Origin of the sequence: Rothia sp. P5766 (assembly GCF_048513555.1) — a bacterium.
Classification (GTDB): domain Bacteria; phylum Actinomycetota; class Actinomycetes; order Actinomycetales; family Micrococcaceae; genus Rothia.
On sequence record NZ_JBLXXS010000002.1, the window covers coordinates 93,790 to 112,430 of the forward strand.

15 protein-coding genes are annotated in these 18,641 nt (G+C 51.9%); 9 read left to right on the top strand and 6 right to left on the bottom strand.

The annotated features are described in order from the left end of the window. Positions 1-279 precede the first annotated feature (279 nt). Complete coding sequence (locus tag ACN08V_RS01510; protein ID WP_419104273.1) at positions 280-1,794, bottom strand: leucyl aminopeptidase; 1,515 nt, start codon at positions 1,792-1,794, stop codon at positions 280-282. A 320-nt stretch (positions 1,795-2,114) separates the two neighbouring features. On the opposite strand from ACN08V_RS01510, the gene ACN08V_RS01515 reads away from it, so the two are divergent. The 3 genes from ACN08V_RS01515 (at position 2,115) to ACN08V_RS01525 (ending at position 6,269) form a co-directional block, all read left to right on the top strand. Further along, a complete protein-coding gene (locus ACN08V_RS01515) occupies positions 2,115-3,068 on the top strand; it encodes a proteasome assembly chaperone family protein (protein ID WP_419100096.1) in 954 nt (317 codons plus the stop codon). A gap of 194 nt (positions 3,069-3,262) precedes the next feature. Then, positions 3,263-4,681 (top strand): DUF4192 family protein, encoded by a 1,419-nt coding sequence (locus ACN08V_RS01520; RefSeq protein WP_419104274.1) that lies wholly within the window; start codon positions 3,263-3,265, stop codon positions 4,679-4,681. Between the two features lie 196 nt (positions 4,682-4,877). Then, a complete protein-coding gene (locus ACN08V_RS01525; protein WP_419104275.1) occupies positions 4,878-6,269 on the top strand; it encodes an RNA polymerase sigma factor in 1,392 nt (463 codons plus the stop codon). Between the two features lie 68 nt (positions 6,270-6,337). Here ACN08V_RS01525 and ACN08V_RS01530 read toward each other — a convergent pair whose 3' ends face one another. Beyond that, a complete protein-coding gene (locus ACN08V_RS01530; RefSeq protein WP_419100099.1) occupies positions 6,338-6,838 on the bottom strand; it encodes an Rv3235 family protein in 501 nt (166 codons plus the stop codon). Positions 6,839-6,860: 22 nt separating this feature from the next. Then, positions 6,861-7,733 carry a LysM peptidoglycan-binding domain-containing protein gene (locus ACN08V_RS01535; protein WP_419100100.1) on the bottom strand — a complete coding sequence of 291 codons (873 nt, stop codon included), beginning with the start codon at positions 7,731-7,733 and terminating at the stop codon, positions 6,861-6,863. 141 nt (positions 7,734-7,874) lie between these two features. Between ACN08V_RS01535 and ACN08V_RS01540 the strand changes: the two genes are divergently transcribed. After that, on the top strand, positions 7,875-8,432 hold the full coding sequence (locus tag ACN08V_RS01540; protein WP_419100101.1) for a hypothetical protein: 558 nt from the start codon (positions 7,875-7,877) through the stop codon (positions 8,430-8,432). A gap of 16 nt (positions 8,433-8,448) precedes the next feature. On the opposite strand, the gene ACN08V_RS01545 is transcribed toward ACN08V_RS01540, so the two are convergent. Continuing rightward, positions 8,449-8,682 (bottom strand): helix-turn-helix domain-containing protein, encoded by a 234-nt coding sequence (locus tag ACN08V_RS01545; RefSeq protein WP_419100102.1) that lies wholly within the window; start codon positions 8,680-8,682, stop codon positions 8,449-8,451. A gap of 218 nt (positions 8,683-8,900) precedes the next feature. On the opposite strand from ACN08V_RS01545, the gene ACN08V_RS01550 reads away from it, so the two are divergent. The 3 genes from ACN08V_RS01550 to ACN08V_RS01560 are packed head-to-tail and all read left to right on the top strand — an operon-like array spanning position 8,901 to position 12,493. Then, a complete protein-coding gene (locus tag ACN08V_RS01550; RefSeq protein ID WP_419104276.1) occupies positions 8,901-9,545 on the top strand; it encodes an SAF domain-containing protein in 645 nt (214 codons plus the stop codon). Beyond that, positions 9,542-10,921: an AAA family ATPase gene (locus ACN08V_RS01555; RefSeq protein ID WP_419104277.1), complete on the top strand. Its 1,380-nt coding sequence runs from the start codon at positions 9,542-9,544 to the stop codon at positions 10,919-10,921. The genes ACN08V_RS01550 and ACN08V_RS01555 overlap by 4 nt, the downstream gene beginning before the upstream one ends. Before the next feature lie 30 nt (positions 10,922-10,951). Beyond that, the gene (locus ACN08V_RS01560) at positions 10,952-12,493 is read left to right on the top strand and encodes a sensor histidine kinase (RefSeq protein WP_419104278.1); all 1,542 of its coding nucleotides are present in this window, start codon (positions 10,952-10,954) and stop codon (positions 12,491-12,493) included. Positions 12,494-12,561: 68 nt separating this feature from the next. Here ACN08V_RS01560 and ACN08V_RS01565 read toward each other — a convergent pair whose 3' ends face one another. Next, positions 12,562-12,810, bottom strand: coding sequence for a WhiB family transcriptional regulator (locus tag ACN08V_RS01565; protein ID WP_135013289.1), 249 nt, complete (start codon positions 12,808-12,810; stop codon positions 12,562-12,564). A gap of 385 nt (positions 12,811-13,195) precedes the next feature. On the opposite strand from ACN08V_RS01565, the gene ACN08V_RS01570 reads away from it, so the two are divergent. After that, complete coding sequence (locus tag ACN08V_RS01570) at positions 13,196-13,474, top strand: hypothetical protein (protein ID WP_419104279.1); 279 nt, start codon at positions 13,196-13,198, stop codon at positions 13,472-13,474. On the opposite strand, the gene ACN08V_RS01575 is transcribed toward ACN08V_RS01570, so the two are convergent. Then, the gene (locus ACN08V_RS01575) at positions 13,461-16,718 is read right to left on the bottom strand and encodes an FtsK/SpoIIIE domain-containing protein (protein ID WP_419104280.1); all 3,258 of its coding nucleotides are present in this window, start codon (positions 16,716-16,718) and stop codon (positions 13,461-13,463) included. The genes ACN08V_RS01570 and ACN08V_RS01575 overlap by 14 nt on opposite strands. Positions 16,719-17,448: 730 nt before the next feature. Here ACN08V_RS01575 and glf point away from each other — a divergent pair. Beyond that, a complete protein-coding gene (glf, locus tag ACN08V_RS01580) occupies positions 17,449-18,636 on the top strand; it encodes a UDP-galactopyranose mutase (protein ID WP_419104281.1) in 1,188 nt (395 codons plus the stop codon). The last annotated feature ends 5 nt before the right edge of the window (positions 18,637-18,641 follow it).

Below are 18,641 nucleotides of genomic sequence, written 5' to 3' on the forward strand. Positions count from 1 at the left end.
CTTATCGCTTGTCGGGGCACAGCTCCACTATTGCGCCGATGAGACTTATGTGCCCCGTGACTAAAACTGAGGGTCCTGATGCACCCAGGGAGCTAGCCTTTTACTCTAGGACCCCTTGTAGATAGCCTTTCGGGCCTCTGCTGAGCCTTTGAATGGGCTATGAATCTCTGGGGGCAGAGGTAAAGGCTCATGTTCATATTATGGTGGACGCCACGTCATGAGGTGTTAACGATTACATCCCGGTTACCTTTGTGAAGGGTAACCGGGATGCTCAACGATTTAGGCGTAGGCCTCAATAAATTTGATGAGGGTTGCAACGGAATGGCCTGTACCTTCCTTAGGTGTGTACCCATAGGGTGTTTCTTCGTTGAAAGAAGGCCCAGCAAAATCGAGGTGAGCCCAAGGAATCTTGGCGCCATCTTTCTCACCCACGAATTCTTCAAGGAACTGGCCTGCAACAAGCATTCCGCCGTACCTGGAACCGATGTTCTGAAGGTCAGCAACGGGGGACTTGAGGGACTTTCGCAAATGCTCGGGCATGGGCATGGGCCAGTAGTCTTCGCCAGCGGCGCTAGCTGCTTCAACTACCTTGGCCCGGATATTATCGTGGCCCATAACTGCTGCGGTACGCACACCGAGAGCAATAAGCTGGGCGCCGGTTAGGGTAGCAATATCCAGAATGACGTCGGGCTCAGATTCAGATGCCAGGGCAAGGCCATCTGCCATGACCAAGCGTCCTTCGGCATCGGTGTTCATGACTTCAACGGTGTGGCCACTACGCATGGTCAGGACATCCTCGGGGCGGATCGAGTTGCCACCGGGCATGTTCTCGGCCAGACAGAGATAACCGCTGACTGCCACCGGAATGTTGAGTTCTGATGCGGCAGCAACCACGTTGAGGACTGTAGCTGCACCTGCCATATCTGATTTCATAGTGGTCATAGATGTGGGGGGCTTGAGGGAAATACCGCCGGTATCGAAAGTAATACCCTTGCCTACTATTGCTACGGTTTGAGTAGCGCCCTGTGGCACATATTTGACCTCAACCAGGCGAGGCTTGCGTTCTGAGCCCTGACCTACACCTGCGATTCCGCCAAAGCCTGCTGCTACCAGCTGGTCGTAGTCCCAGACCTTTGCGGTGACATTTTCCAGCCCTTCAATACGCTCTAAGGCTCGCTCAACGAAAGTTGCGGGGTAGAGGTGGGATGGGGGAGTATTCACCAGACGGCGGGTATGATCTACAGCTTCGCCTAGAATCAGGGCACGGGTGAGTGCCGGCTCGGCTTCTGCAGGGTCAAGATCGGTGACAATGGTGATGTCCTCTACCGGTGCCTTGACCAATTCTGCTGTTTTTGCTTTCAACTGAGCATCTGAAAAGGCTCCGTAGGCGGCACCTTCAGCCACGGCGGCAACTTCATCAGGGGTGGTGACGCCTAGGGCAAGGGCAACGTTCTCGTTGCCAGCTAGCTGGCGAACTGCTGAACCTGCGGCATAGCGGAGGCTGTTCAGCTTTTGAGCGAGCTGGTCGTTTTCTACCCCAAGCCCGATGAGAGCAACAAGGTCTGCTCCAGCTTCATCAAAACCGGGTAGGCGAACGAGTTCGTCCTGGCCCCCGGTCACCCCCAGGTCCTCAAGGATTGCTTCGAGACCCTCAGCGGTTTCTTCGCCAAGAGGGTTGGATGCAAGAACCGGGCCTTCCTCAGAGGAATAGACGCCGAGAACTAGAACATTTGCCTCGAGCCCATCAAGGTCGGTTGAGGAAACGGAAAATGACAAATCATGTGATTGGCTCACAGAATTCTCCTTTAGATATTGGGGTGAGAACATATAGGCCGCGGGAAAAGCGACTTTTCTTGTGCTCCTTCAGTTAATAAGGGTAGGCAAAAAAACCGTCAATGTGTACCGTGGATAACCTGCTGGAGGTACCGTGGAGCCGGCTAACAGCTCTGTCGGTTGGGTCGATTTGTGACATTTTTGTGAAATGCTGGTGTGGATGAGGAATATCTCTTCACCGACAACAGTTATTACTGCAAGATACACAGCCGGTATTAGAGAGGCTGGAGTACTATAGAGTCTCAACACAAGAATGGACCTTTAGGCGAAGGGGGCAGAGCATGAGACACGATGAGCGGCTATACATAGCCCACGCTGGAGTATTTGAGAACCAGCGCCTTAAAGGCCTGCCCCTGGTGGTTGCCCTATCACACCCTCAGGACGCCGGTGGAACAGCGGGGCACCTGGGCGAAGTCCTTCTGCACGAACTTGATAGCCTTCCCGTCATCGAGTTTGACGCTGACAGGCTCCACGACTACCGCTCCCGCAGACCTCGCATCACCTTTAAGAAGGACCACTATACCAACCCTGTTTTGCCCGAGCTCAAGCTCTATGTTGTAGAAGATCGGTTGGGTAAGCCATTCCTGCTGCTGACCGGGACCGAGCCTGATTTTCTCTGGCAGAGGTTTACCTCAAATATCGTTGACCTTGCTCAGCGACTCGATGTTTCGGTCGCGCTATCTGTGACTGCATTCCCTATGCCGGTCCCCCACACACGCCCGATTCCTGTGACAGCCCATGGCTCACGCAAAGATTTGACTGCCGGCATATCCTCCTTCCAGCCTGAAGCTCTCGTCCCGGGTTCGGTGTCAAGTCTGCTCGAGGTAGCCTTGACCGAAGCCGGTATTGGTACAGCAGGTTTCTCTGTGAATGTTCCCCAGTACCTTTCTGAATCTGAGCTTCCCCAGACTGCTCTGGTCGCTATGGAACACCTTTCGCTTGCCGCCAAGCTGAGCCTGCCCTCCGACCGCTTGCGGGAGCTTTCACTTAATGTGCAGGGCCAGATTGATGAACAAGCAAGTGCTAACCCTGAAATTCAAATGATGATTCACCGCCTAGAAGAATCTTACGATGCCAACGCGTCCAGGGGTTTCAGCGCTTTACCTTTGTCTGAGCGAGCGGCCGGGCGCGTTCCTCCCCGGGATGAAATTGGCGCAGAAATCGAGGCCTACCTGGCGCAGCTGAGCAATGATTCTGGTCATGAACCAGGTCAAGGCCAGCTGGGGCCTCTCTAGGCAACTTATGCCAGGTACTGTGCGAGCTGTGGATTGCGATGTCCACGCTCTTCATAGGCGCGACATTGGTTCATTCTTTTTCTGTGGCTTCTCTATTTGCACATCGGGGCAGTGCAGGGGAAACCCTCGATGAGCTTTTCCACAGACTGTTTGAGGCTTCTTCTGTACCATGTATAACACTGACACTGGGGGGCATGAACAGTTTTTCTCACATAAGCAGTTCCTCAGCCTTAACTTCTCGTATTCGGACTGAGAGAGACGTCGTTGCAACCTGTGTTCACCTTCTAGGGTATTGGCCTAAGGACTCCCTGGTTCTCATGGTTGCAGAAAGCTCAGGGATCGGACCGCTGATAAGGGTCGATATGGCCGACCCGTTTGAAATGCCAGCGGAGGACTATTTAGATACTCTCTTCAGCTCTATTCCAAGGCTGAATGCTCTCAACGAGCGCCTTCAGAGGATCTTTGTTCTGATGTTCGGGGGCTTGCTTAGCACATGCCCAAGCACTCCTTTAACCCAGCCTGCTGGCCCGATAACTGAGAGTGATCAAGAATTATTTGAGCGAGCTATTTACTACCTTGAACCCATTCAGAGCACTGGCTCGAGGCATAATCTTGAGGTGCTTGATGTCATCGCGGTGGGGCGAACTGTCTACTGGTCGGTCAACCCTGAAACCGGTGGCTTGGAGCCTGTAGGGTGGGCAAACGATATCTTTTCTAGCCCGGTCTATGCAGAACTTGTTTCACGAGGATCCCTTGTATCCAGTAGCTCGCATGAAGCTTTTAGCCTCAAAAAATGGAACCCGTTAGATACTCAGCATCCACACACAACAGAACTGTGGCTGGCCTCTGCAGAGGCTGCCGCTGTGCGGTATATCGAGATGAAGCAAACCCTTAACCCGCTGGAGCCTTTTCAAGCAGAAGCAGAGCTGATGCTCTGGGATAGCCTGCTTGGAACTGTCGCTGATTCTGTCCGCTTAGAGAAAGAGAACAATCTACTTCCCTCCACTTTAGGCGATCGCATTCGAACAACGGTTCCGCCTGATGCAGCCGGCTATCTTGTAGCTTCGCTGACGAACTCAGCCACCTTGCATTACTTGGTCTACCTTGCCTGCACAGATCTATCGCACACTCTCGCAGCACTGGGTCTGATGGAGGGATATATTCAATTCTTTCTTGATGATGCAGGCAAGAGTAGCAGAAGGCTGTTACCCTCGGCGGAGACTCTGTCAGCCTTTGATCTTGAGAGAATAAGCCCTACCCTCAGTGCTCAAGGCATGCGTGAGCCTGCCGACAGCAACGAAGCCGGGGCCCATTTTGCCGGGGTGCTTTCAGGGTCCCTTGAAAGGCCCCCTCATTGGTGCAGGCTAGAAGCTCTGGAGCGGCTGTGCGCCCTTTTCGAAAATATCGCTTGCCATAAGTGTGAATCTATGCTGATTGCGAGCCAAGCCTGGGTTAAATGGCTCCGGGGGAACTCCACAGAAGCCTCTTACCTTCTTGAAAGTGCAGATCAAAAATACCTGGAGTCTTCCCCGCTTCTTTTGAAGAGCCTGCTGGGCAGCAGCGCTATTCCTATGTGGCTTACCCAGCCTGGGGGAGCGCCCCCTGTTCGCTAATACAAGAAATCTGCTGGTAAGTATCGCGCCGCTTAGCTAGTAGGGCTAAAACATGTCATACTTGACTATTGACCCCGCTTGTAGTGTGGCCGCATGATTCAAGAAAATATATTGGAATAAAATCCAAAGGCATTCTGTTGAAGCTAGAGATATTTTTGTAAATCTACCGGACCTACTTGACAGGGTCTTAGGTGTTTTGACCGCGAACACCGCATCACACTCGCTACGGTCAACTAGCTCAGAAAGGTTTTCTGTGTCACCAGCCGCACGCAAGAAAGCAACCAGCGACACCGCTGCAACCAAGGCCACCGCTAAAAAAACCTCTACTCGCGCCAAGGCAAAAAAGGCTGATGAGCAAGCAGAGGCCGTAGAAAATAACGAGGACGATGTTCTTGTTACCACCACGGCAAAGCCCAAAAAAACTGCAACTAAAAAAGCAACAACAAAAAAGGGCAAGAAGTCTGCTGACGATGATGACCTTGTCTTGGATGATGATATTGCCCTTGACGATGTCGCCCTCGGTGATGACCTCGACGAAGAGAACGACGAGGATGATACCGATTCAGTGACTAAAGAAGAGAAAAAGGTAGCGGAAGAAGTTGCTGCTAAGGGGTCCGGATTCGTTCTGACCAACAACGACGAAGACGATGCCCCGGCAATCCGTGTCGTAACACCCGGTGCTACAGCTGACCCGGTCAAGGACTACCTTAAGCAGATCGGTAAGGTCGCTCTGCTCAATGCAGAGCAAGAAGTTGATCTTGCCATGCGTATTGAAGCTGGTCTTTACGCTGAGCACAAGCTCAAAGAGAACCCCGATATGGACCCCCAGCTTAAGAAAGAACTGCGCTGGGTTATCCACGACGGACGTCGTGCAAAGAACCATCTTCTTGAGGCTAACCTCCGTCTCGTTGTTTCGCTGGCTAAGCGCTACACCGGGCGTGGCATGCTCTTCTTGGACCTCATCCAGGAAGGTAACTTGGGCCTGATTCGTGCGGTAGAGAAGTTTGACTACTCTAAGGGCTTTAAATTCTCGACTTACGCAACCTGGTGGATTCGTCAGGCTATTACTCGCGCTATGGCTGACCAGGCACGTACTATCCGAATCCCTGTACACATGGTCGAGGTCATCAATAAGCTCGCCCGTGTTCAGCGTCAGATGCTTCAGGACCTGGGCCGTGAGCCCAGCCCCGAAGAGCTTGCAACTGAGCTAGATATGACCCCCGAGAAAGTCATCGAGGTCCAGAAATACGGCCGTGAGCCTATCTCGCTTCACACCCCTCTGGGTGAAGACGGAGACTCGGAATTTGGTGACCTCATTGAGGACTCCGAAGCTGTGGTACCCGCCGATGCTGTTTCTTTTACCCTCTTGCAAGAGCAGCTACACTCGGTGCTTGACACCCTGTCAGAGCGCGAAGCTGGCGTTGTTGCTATGCGATTTGGCATGACTGATGGGCAGCCCAAAACCCTTGATGAGATTGGCAAGGTCTATGGTGTGACACGTGAGCGTATCCGCCAGATTGAGTCTAAGACCATGTCCAAGCTCCGCCACCCCTCCCGTTCACAGGTTTTGAGGGACTACCTCGACTAACACTCAGGCCTACTGAAAAGCCCTGGCACTTCAAGGAGTACCAGGGCTTTTGTTATAGGGGAAATATATTAGGCAATGAGCAGGGTACTAATCTTCCATTGTCCACGTTTCCGTTCCGCCCTGAGTGCAACTGCTCTTGTGCGGCAGCCATCGGTTACCAGGAGGCTAATCTCGTAAGCCTGTGGAGATACTTTCTGGACGATAACTCTCCGGGGGCGGATCAAAGCTGGAGCGCGGTGGGGTTCGATGGGAGGGTAGTCCTTAAGCTTTTGAGCTATTGCAGGCTGTATTCTGGAAAGATTCTGAGAGATGGTTCGGTAGCATCCTGCTGTCATCCACGGTGAAAGATGGTGTAGCGGACGCCTGCCCATGAACACTTCAACACAGGCTGTGCCGATGCGAACGCCTAATCGTTCAACGGCTGATTCTTCTTCACTGATGTAGGGAAGGTCTTGAGAGGGTGTAGCGGCTCTACCTTTCTCAAAGTAGTGAGCATAATTTTTTGCGTAATCGCTGGCCTCAAGCACAATGAATTGGGGTCGTTCACGATCTGGGAATGCTGTTTTCATGGTCTTACTCCTTAGCTGAGGGTTATCGGGGAAGTAGTATCTCTTGGCCTGGGAAGATATATGAGTCAAGGGTTGGAATCAGATTGCTGTTGAGGTCTTGTATCTCATGAACGCAGTGGAGAATTTCTGCTCCGCTTGCTGTCTTTGGCATATGGTTTTCTGCTATTGACCATAGCGAGTCACCCGGTTTGACCCTGTAGTGGCTAGAGCCAGCATTTGCCTTGCAGTTTTGTTCTGGTGGGGAGGTCTCAGTTTGCTGGCTGGTCGATGTCAATCCACCGAAGAGCGGTGAGATTGTTTGCCTGGAGTGACTACTGGCCAGGGTAACCGCCACAGGCTTTGGGGGTGTTGAAGAGGCAAACAGCGGTGTTATCGATGATGAAGTAGCGCCGTGCTCAGATACTGAGTATGCGCCTTCCCCGTATTCTTCTGGCATAGGTGGAATATTGTCCTGCCCTTCAGCGGAGATAATAGCTGGTGTGGTTTCAGCGGTTTGGCTAACACTGATGCTTGAGTCATCGGCTGTTAAAGCCTGCGCCTGTTGGGGACCAGCGATGAGGCTGACGCTGAGTGAGCCACTGATGAGTACCTTAAGCGCTGAGGGTGCCCACCGAGGAAAGGAGGGGGCGCGAGTGCTGATTCTCAAGTTAAAAAGTATGAGCCGGTAAATGTAGAGAAAATAGCTACTAGACCACCACAGAGCAATCAAGCCGCAGGCAAAAGTGCTCATCAAGGTCATGAATATCTGGGACCAGATCTCTGCAGTAACTGCTTTTGCCGGTACCTCGGCCGCCTCTATAAATGTGAAAAACAGGTAGGAACCGGTCAGTGCCCCTGTCATCGAGAGCAGAGGTACCGCCGCTGCCAGCAGATGGCGAAAACCATAGGATCTCATCACTACACCCCAAATCATTTCATTTGATGTCATTTGATGAATTATGATTTATCTTACTGATGTTTTATGTTCAGGCAAGAGTATTCGCAAATTTTTTCACTATATTTCTGTTATGCCCTGACTTCGGGATATCCTCGGTACATGAACAGCCTGGATCGTTTATTCCGAGACTTTGAAGTGCAGCTACAGGCACAAAGAGTGCGCGACTACGAGGCAGATGCGCGTGAACTGAGCATGATGGAGCGCTCAAAAGTTACCTGCGCAGATAGATTGGCTGCCCAGCTGGGGGTTGCCTTGTCTGTGCACGGTAGCACGGGAGATACGTGGCGAGGGCAACTCATCGGGCTTGGATTGGGGTGGATCCAGCTATCAACCGACACAGGTGATCTGATAATTCGCACTCAGGAAATTGTCTGGTGGGAAGGCGGCGATAATAAGTCCTATGTTGAGGCTGAATCTGTTTCTCGAAAACTAACAATCGGTTCAGCCTTGCGGGCTCTCGCTAAAGGGCATCGTGAGGTTATCGTGATACACAACGGATCTGCCGGTCTGACCACGGAGGGGCACATTTCAGCTGTGGGGGCAGATTACTGCGAGCTCTTTGCTACAAGGACTCAGGCATCAGGCAAGAAAGTCTCGTTTGTGCGGACTATTCCATTTACATCAATTGCGGCAGTGAGGGTAGCTGCTGGTAGCTAACCCTTTAGTGCAAGCTTTAGAGAAGCTGGTCCTCCTGGGCCGGTTGCCCGGAGCGTATTGACTCTTCCGTCATGGCATAGCGTTCCTTGATGTACTCTTCCAGCATTGATTTTTCAACTCGCCACTGGTTTCGCCCACCAATCTGAATTGCTTTAAGCTCCCCTGAGCGAACCAGCGCACGAGTCTGACTAGGGGTGATGTTGAGAATCTCGCCTACATCGGTCAGGGTGAGAAAGCGTTGCTGAGCCATGGAACAGAAACCTTTGCGCTAGGTGCCAACAGAATGATGTCTTTGATAAATTTTAGTGCATTTTGGGGTATCTAGGGGTGAAAAGCAAAGGCTGTGGAAAACATCTTATTTTCTGCGTAACTTTGAGGTAAAAACCCTTCTGAACTTTGTTTTATACCTCTGATTAGTAAAACTACTGTCATCAATAGATTTCGTACCTAGCTGACGGAGGTGGCCAGATGGCTCATGAACAGACCGCTCCGCGTTTTAAGAAACCTGGCTTGAGAGATCCACGGCTACTTGTTGGTGTGCTCATCATAGTGCTTTCAATTCTAGCTACAGTAGGCCTTATCCGTGCTACCAACCAGACTGAACCTTACTATGCCGTGAGTAAAGACTTGGGCATAGGTGACCGGATTAGTAGGGAGAACGTGCAAGTCGTTCAAGTTCGGTTGGGCGATGCCGCACCTCAATATATTTCAGCTGAGCAAGATTTGGCTGAGGGGCTTGTCGCCACACGCCCTCTGAAAGCCGGTGAAATCCTTTCGCCCAATGCCGTCTCCTCTGAAGTCAGTGAGGGGCGGCGACTCGTGACCCTTTTGCTCGATCAGTACGCTGTATCTGGCTTTTCTGCAGGCAACAGAGTTGATATCTGGGTATCCCGCAAAGAAGAAGGCTCAAACTCTTTTGGTGATCCGGAACCTATTGTCGAGGGGGCTGAGATTCATTCTGTCACAGCCCAAGAATCAATTATCGGAGGCACCGGTCGCTCTGCCGTCGAAGTATGGGTCAATAACGAATATCTCTCGCAGGTGCTGGGAGCCTCAAACGATGGTTCTGTCATTAACCTGGTTCCTTCGGCCTATGAAAGCGGTCGCCAATGATGCAGATTCCGATTATCGTCGTAGCGGATGAGGGCGGCAGGTTCATCTCAGCCATCGAATCCCAGCGAGGCCACGTCAGTGTAGTGCGACACGTTCATGATATGGGCGAGATGCTGGGCATTGCACAAAGTGGAATAGCTCGCGCTGTCTTAGTCGTTACCCAGGCTCATGAGATGACCCAGTCCCTGATCAGCTCATTGCATCAGATGGAACTATCAGTGTGCATTGTTGCAGATACTCATGCGCCGCCCTCCCTAGATAATGTAACTATCGTTGACTCTCTGGCAGATACACAAGAAATAGTTGAAGCAATTGAGTGTTCTGTCAAAATCCTGCTGGAAGAAACCGAAACCCCACAAGCTGACTGCCCCCCTGAACAAGTCAGAGACTTGACCCAGGCACCAGGGGCACAGGCTCAGATAAGGGAAGAGGCGGGTAGCGAGAGCCTGCCAGGGAAGCTTCTCACCGTTTGGGGCCCGCTCGGTGCCCCAGGGACAACAATGCTTGCCACAAACCTGGCAGCAGCCTACGCAGAAGCTGGCTATAAGACCTGTCTTGTGGACGCCGATACCTACGGTGCCTCAGCCGGTACAGTATTAGGGCTCACCGATGACTACTCCAGTCTCGCTCAGCTTTGCCACCAGGCAGAGAGAGGGCCCGTTAAAGAAAGGCATCTCAAGGAACTGGTCCAAACGGTCCGCCACAAAGATTCATACTTCGACATTGTTACCGGCATCAACAGGGCAGACCGGTGGGCTGAAATTAGAAGAACCAGCCTTGCTAAGGTCTACGAAACCCTCTTGCAGAAGTATGACTTGGTCATCGCCGATACAGCCTTTTGCCTGGAAGAAGACGAAGCGCTTTCATTCGATTCCATCGCTCCGCAACGCAACGAAGCAAGCCTAGTAAGCCTTCAAGACTCTGACGGAATTGTGTTGGTTGGCTTAGCAGATGTTGTGGGTGTACCCCGACTGATTAAGGCCTATGACCAGCTCATCCAAACTGTTCAACCAGAAAATCCTCAGGATATTTCTATCGTCTTCAACCGTGTTCGCTCAGAAGCCATAGGACCTTCTGCGCGCCTAGCGTTAGACCATTCATGGCAGCGATTTGGGCCAGCACACCCTATCGACCTTGTGATTTCTGAGGATGCTGGCACAGCCGATAAGGCCCGTCTTTCCGGCAAAACGATTCTTGAGGTGGCCCCGACTTCTCAGCTCGCCAAGGAGCTCCATAACCTGCAAGCAATTACACGGGCACGCCTGGGGCTTAAACCAGGGTCTAACCCTGACGAAAATGTGGGTTCCTCACAGAACGTGGTAGAAAAGAAGAGATTATCTTTTAGGTTCCCAAGCCGTTCGCGCTCCAGCTCGTAGGCTTTGACCCAAGCCAGGAGGCCACACAGCATGTCATTGACAGAAACCCTTGAACGGAGTGGTGCCTATGGGCCAGGTGATATCGAGTGGCTTCATTTGCTCACAAACGAGTGGCAAATCATCGCTGATACCGGTTACTGCGACCTCATGCTGTGGGTCCCCGATCCCGAGAGTATTGAAGGATTCTTTGCGCTCTCACAGTCTTTACCATCTGAAGCAAGCTTTGTTAGCCTCGCTCAAATCAGACCATCCACCACGCATACCGTCTTTCATTCAGATCTGGTAGGCAGATCCCTCCACAAGTCACTTTGTGAACGGGCAATAGCGAGCTGGAATAGCCAGACCCCCAAAACGCTAAACGATGAAAACAACCTGACCGATATTGTTCTTGAGACTGAGTTCATCCCACTGATTAGAAATAACCGCCCGGTGGCTTTGCTCTCTGTCCACAGGGAAAGCCTGGGTACCCGCAAACGCCAAAAAGCTGAGCGGGCCTATCGTGACGTATCGCACCATATACTCCAGATGGTGTCGCGAGGTGCCTGGCCGGAGTTCTCAGCCCCGGTCGGTACTGCACACGGTAACCCTCGAGTCAGCGATGGGCTCATGATGCTTGATACCGACGGGAGGGTAAGCTACGCATCACCTAACGCCCTCTCGATATACAAAAGACTCCAATTCTCGGGCGACATGATTGGTAAAAGCCTTCTAGAGGTTACTCGTTCGCTCTTACCAGCAGGAGAAAAAGCAGACGAAACCTTGCCTCTGGTTCTTACCGGCCGAATGCCCTGGCGGGCTGAAATTAAAGCGCACAGAAAAAATGTCAGTTTCAGGGCGATACCCCTTCGGCGCTTTTCACGGCTGGGAGAGGAACGTTATGGGGCGGTTCTGCTCTGCCGAGACGTCACCGAGCTAAGAAGCCGTGAGCTAGAGATGATGTCAAAGGACGCAACTATTCGAGAGATACATCATCGGGTAAAAAATAACCTCCAAACCGTCTCTGCATTGCTTCGTCTCCAAGCTCGTAGAATGACCAGCCAAGAAGCCAAAGAGGGGCTGGAGCAGGCTATGCGTCGCGTGGCAACTATTGCCCTCGTACACGAAGCCCTCTCTCAGGGGCTTACGCAAGACGTTGACTTCGATGATCTCATTGGTCGTCAATTCCGGCTGGCCGCTGAGCTGGCATCCCCCGGACAACAGGTAGAAACACTTGTCAAAGGGCCCTTTGGGCGGTTACCGAGCCAGATTGCAACTCCGCTTGCCTTGGTTATCAACGAAGTAGTAGCAAATGCCGTCGAGCATGGGCTGGCTGGAGAAACTGGAACGGTTACTTTGCGCTGCCAGCATCACTACAGCGATAACCAGGAGCACCGGCTAACTGTAACTGTCGCAGATACGGGTGCAGGTATCAGCGGCGCAAAGATTAGGGAACTTGAAGAAGGGGCCAGCACAACGGGGCTGGGAACACAGATTGTGAAGACTCTGGTATCTAGTGAGTTAAACGGTTCGATTCACTGGTCATGCCTACCTGAGGGAGGGACACAGGTGACTATCACCGCTCTCATCTCCTAGCGGGCCAAAAAATTCAGGGGAAGCCGTCAAAGGCTTCCCCTGATAGGTTTTCTTGAGTGCCAGAACCGCTAAGATGCCCTGCGGGCCCGGGCGGCACGACGTTTCATGGCACGTCGTTCGTCTTCACTCATACCGCCCCAGACACCAGAATCCTGGCCAGTCTCGATAGCCCACTGCAAGCATGTATCCATGACAGTGCAGCTGCGACAGACGTTCTTGGCTTCTTCAATCTGAAGTAGAGCGGGCCCGGTATTTCCTACTGGGAAAAAGAGTTCGGGATCTTTCTCGAGACAAGCAGCACGGCTTCGCCAATCCATTAGCATGCTCTCCTACAGGGTGTACCGGAATATGCTGGTTGAACCACCAGCTACTAAACAATAAATTTGGCTCCTTAGGTTAAGGAGCCAAACGTGAACCTCAATAACTTTCCCACGATATAGACCGTCAGACAAGAGGTTGTTGGCGAAAATAACAGTGATGAGCTGAGGTAAATCTCACAGAGAGCTCTGAACTGGTGTTGCGGCGTGAGGGTAAACACTCCTGCCCGCCTATCCTAGATAGAAATAGTACTTACCAGATCAGCCATGAAAGTCTCACAGCATGAAACAGCTTCTTCACGGTGCACCTTTGAGCGTGAAAATTACCCTTGCAATATCGTTGGGACAGGTGATCTATTTTCTTGCTAGGACTGGGCTAGGAATTATGGATTCAGCAGATAGGGGAACCACGCTAGTTATCGCCGCTTTCTACCTAATGGTTACCTTAGCGCTGGCAGTAGGGGCATATGCTCTCCTACAGGGGCGTAGATTCGGGCAACCTCTCGTCCTGGTCTGGCAACTGTTTGCCTTTATCATCGGAATACAAACCGCTCTGGGCGGTCAGCTACTCATCGGGGCTGGGGCGGCTATCTTGAGCGGTGTGGTTATTCTTGCGGTATGCGCAAAATCCACCGTTGATTATGTGACTGTTACCCCTCGGTAAACGCAACTTGGACTGGGTAGCAGTCTGAGTACTCAATAATAACGGCTCTACCCGGTGGCACCTTTCCCATCGTTTTGAGGTCAAGAGGCAGGTCATGTCCAGGGTAGAAGCTAAGGTCTGTAGCGATTTCGGGTTGTAAAACGATGCCTGTGGCAGTGCCATTAAGGGCAGATAGGATGGGCGAACTACTCCATCGGGGCCAGGGTGTGTAGGCCACGAGTACCAGCTCAAAATCTTCCTTTCGTGAGAGTACGAGATGCTGGACATCGTGGCTAAGCTTGTCGATGTCATCAATGAGCAGTACTGGGCGTCTCTTGGAGTCCTCGAATCTATCGATGGTCTCCCTAAGAATGTCGACCTTGATGCTTGGTCCAGCGGGGATATACACCATGGGGTAGCTACGGTTGAGCGTAGCGAGGGCCTTGAGGCAGGTTGTCTTCCCTGATCCCCGAGGACCGCTAATAGTCATGAAACCTCCTCGCGTCTCTGGTAGAGTGGCGACTTTTCCCCAACGATCCAGACCTATCGCAAGCCTCTTTCTGGGCTTATCGGTTTTGAGACTTACATCCGCGACAGTGCAAAGAGTTGGGAGCTGTTTCCAGCGGGAGGAAAGCCCGGTTGATAAAGCGACAGTAGCCAACCTCTCCTTTCCACTTGGTGCCAGTGACCAGCACAGCGTCCCCGCTTCCACCTTCGGACCACCGTGTTGTTCAATAAGAGGCCCTTCAAGAGCAAACTGCCCTGCGGTTGGAAGGCTGTATGTTTTACTGGTGGAACGGGTAGGGTCATTTTTTACCGCAGATTGAGTAAAAGCGAGGTAGGGGAAGAGGGCTTGCCATTTTCCTCGAGGAACAGCAAGAGAAGTGCACAAGGTCAAAATCTGGTGATGTGCTGCCTGCTGCAGAATCTCAAGGAGATGAGATTCAGAGAGCGGGTAACGAATAAGACTCTCAAGAAAGCTATCCAACCCGTCAATAACGAGCAGGGTTCTGTGCGGGAAATTTTGGGCCATATCGGCCAAGATGAACCGAATAAACTCTAAATCTTGAAGCGAATAGATACTGATTGCCTCAGATGAGCCAAGGGCTGTACGCAGCTCCTGCGCACCTTGCTCAGAAGCAGTGCAACAGACTATGGCGTATCCTCTATCCGCCGCCTGGATCAAGGTGCTTTTCAGGTGTTCAGCCCGATCAATGGGGTTGCCCACCATCAGGAGAGGGCCGTCTTCTGAGGACCACCAGAACCGGCCTTGGTAACTGCTCTCTGGTATCTCGAAAGTTCCCAGGTCAACACCAAAAAGGTTTTGGTGATCGGTTTCTGGTGGTGTGGTCGGGGTAAGTTTGGGAAGCACCGGTGTATAGGCAGAAGAGCCATAGACCTGCTCTAGTTGTGCATTGAACTGACTCATGTTTTGGTCTGATATGGGACAGGCTCCTGTGTATGCCCCCTTATTTTCTTCCAGCACAAAACTTGCTGAGCAGTGCGCTCTACTGTCAGGGCTGTAAAATCCGGTCAGCAACGGTGCTTGGAAGGCGATGAGCCTATTTTCCGAATCTTTTATGAAGCCCCTGCCAGGCTTACTGGCTGGCAAAGTAGCAGCATCATCAGACTCAAGAATGTTGTAAGAATCTTGACTGGAATTCACCCGGAGACAAAGAACCGTTGAGATATTAGTCCGGATGTCCTGTGAGATAGCGCCTTGAGGGCGTTGTGTTGCCAAGATGAGGTGATAACCCAGGGAACGTCCGATGGTGGCTATGCGCATTATTTCATTCATAATGTCGGGGAAACTGTCCACTAACATTCGAAATTCATCAATACATAGCATGACCTCCGGGAATTCTGGGTACTGCTTTTGCCCAAACCGTAAAGATTGGTAGTCCTCGTATGAGCTCACGCCAAGAGAACGAAAAAGCTTCTCACGTTTTGTGAGGTCAGCTTTCAGGTATTTGAGGGACCGCTGGAGAGCCGCTGTTTCTAGATCTGAGATAAAAAGGCTGGTGTGGGGCAGATATGCGAGGGGCCCAAGACCGGCACCGCCTTTAAAATCTATCAAGGCTAAAGACAACCGTCGTGGGCTATTGCGAAGGGCTAAGGACCAGAGCATAGTACGGAGTAACTGAGACTTACCCGATCCCGTCGTTCCAGCGCAGAGAAAATGAGGCCCATGTCTTGTAAGGCCTAGCGCAATATCTTGGTGAGTATCGAGGTCTTGACCAACATACATGGATAAATCTTGGTCATGAGTCGGAAAGCTCTCAGGCAGATTTCTTTGACAGGCAGGGGGCGCAAAAAATGGTATCTCTGAGGTTGCGGAGTCAGCTGTCTGAGCGGCCCGTGAGGCAGTAGTTCTACCAGTGGATTGGGAGAGAAGTGAGGTATAGGTTTCAGTAGAAATCCCGTCCAAAAATAGCTTGTCCCAGCCGGGCACTTGTAGGATTCGGGTGCTAGCTTGGGGCGTTAGAACAAATTGCATAAGACCGTCAGACGTATCAGGAACAGGAGTCGAACAGATAAGCAAACCATTCTGTAGACCCGGCAGCTGATCCGAATCGATGAGCTGGACGTGTTCAAAGGTAACTAAGGGCTCAACCAAGCGGAGATATTCAGAGTTTTCTTGTCCTCTTATCAGAACATAGATCGGTAGGCCTGTCTTGATCAGCTGACATAGAGCCAAGCGTTGGGTTGCGGTAGGTAGCGACCCCGCTACATCACTGAGCTCTTGTGCAGAACATAGCCAGGGGGTGCTCGACAGGAGGGGAACAGCAGCTATATCCCGGTGTTTTCCTTGAATACGTGCTTTCCTGGTTCCTCTGCCCAGGGCGATACCTGAGCCTTGGGCTAGGTACCTGACGCCACGAAACTTTTGGATAGCTGCCTGCTCATTGGTGACCGCTTCGGCAACTAGCCGGCGAAACTTGCCGCTCTCTTTCCCCTGTGACAAGGCATGAATCCCCATAAGGAGCGAAGAGCCGCAGGCCATCAGTAGAATAAACCAGAGTTTTGTGAACCAAGCAATGAGGCAACCTATTCCGATGGGCAGAACAGCCATGAGGACCAAGGCTAGTTTGGAACGGGGGGCAGGAACATCTAACTCGACTGCCTCCGGGTCCCGGAATAACAGGGGTTGCTTATCCCAGGGGTCTATCGAACAGATGCTGGAGCCCAGCTGAAACACTTCTCCGGGGTTTATTTTCTGTTCAAGGTGATCGGCTCGGTAGACGATACCGGTACTTTGAACCAAAAAATATCCCTCGATAGGGGAGAGCGCAGGATCTTGGATTCTCAGGAGCGGAGCCTGGCGACCTACTGGCCACTTCCCGCGTGTGAGAGGGAAAGCTGTTTGTGAATCTGGGCCGTGCAGAACCCTAAGCTCAAATAGAGGAGCTTCAGCATCTGGGGTAACTTCGCTCAAATTTGCATGGGGTGCTGTTGTCAGTATAGCTCGGTTGATCAAGGGCGGCTGGCCAGGGACCAGATCACGTATATCTTTACCCGCAATGAACCAGGTGGCTTGTTGAGAGCTCCCCCAAAGGGAGGCAAGGCCTCTGCGGCAATCTTCGCCAGTCACCTTCCCCTCGCAGTGCAAACGGATAACTCTGTATCTGTTTCCCTGAGGTTGCTGAACATGTAATAAAAGCTCCATGGCTCCGTATCAAACACCAGATTATGTGGCATGACAAGGAAAGAAAACAGAGAAACAACCCGCATCAATTGTTGTGACTCCCCGTGGCATAAAAAATTTTTTTTGGAGCCAGCCATCACAGTCTCACAGCACATGTGGTGAGAATGGGGAATAATCACACAGACTTCCCAGCCTGTTTGTGAGCGAGACAGACCGCTATCCGGTAATTTTATAGGTGACTGTATTTACCCAATAATCGGGTTGGTACGACCAGTAGCTTCTACGCTGTAGTAGCAGAGCACGGTTCCACCGTCACCAGACGGTGCAGCCCCTAACAAGGAGTATGTAAGTGAACGCTGATCTTGTAGTCGTAGGCTCGGGTCTCTTCGGCCTGACCATCGCAGAGCAAGCTGCAACCGAACTCGGTCTTAAAGTAGCCCTGCTAGACCGGCGCCACCACATCGGTGGTAACGCCTATAGCGAGAACGAAGAACGTACCGGTATCGAGGTTCACCGCTACGGTGCCCACCTTTTCCATACCTCCAACGAGCGCGTATGGGAATACGTCAACCGATTTACTGGATTCACTAACTACACCCATCGTGTCTACACTAACCACAAGGGTATCGTCTACCCCATGCCCATCAACCTGGGTACTATCAACCAGTTCTTCAATGCAGCGTACTCGCCGGCAGAAGCTAAGGCCCTCATTCAGGAGCAGGCAGGCGAACTAGCAGGTACTGACCCCAAGAACCTCAACGATAAGGGCATCTCCCTGATTGGTCGCCCCCTCTACGAGGCATTCATCAAGCACTACACTGCAAAACAGTGGCAGACTGACCCAGCTGACCTTCCTGCCTCAATCATCTCCCGTCTACCGGTGCGGTATAACTACGACAACCGTTACTTCAACGATAAGTATGAGGGCCTGCCCGTAGACGGCTATACCGCCTGGCTCGAGCGCATGGCAGCTCACCCCAATATTGAGGTTCACCTCAATACTGACTTCTTTGAAGAAGGCCACGAATACTCACGTTCTAAGGTACTCGGCCAAGTACCCGTTATCTATACCGGCCCGGTCGACCGCTATTTTGACTATGCAGAGGGCAACCTCTCCTGGCGCACTATTGACCTCGAAGAAGAAGTGCTCGATATTGAGGACTTCCAGGGCTGTTCTGTGATGAACTACCCCGATGCAACCTATCCCTACACCCGTATCCACGAATTCCGCCACTTCCACCCCGAGCGTGATTACACCAAGGAAGCTACCGTCATCCACCGTGAATACTCACGTTTCGCTGAAAAGGGCGACGAACCCTACTACCCGATTAATACCAGCGCTGACCGTGATATGCTTCTGCGTTACCGTGAACTAGCTGGCGGCGAGCAGAACGTCCTCTTTGGCGGACGCCTAGGTACCTACAAGTACCTCGATATGCACATGGCAATCGGCGCAGCTCTCTCGATGTTTGATAATAAGCTACGCCCTCACTTTGAAAAGGGCGAAAAAATGGTTTCCGGCGGTATTGAGGCTTAAGGAGT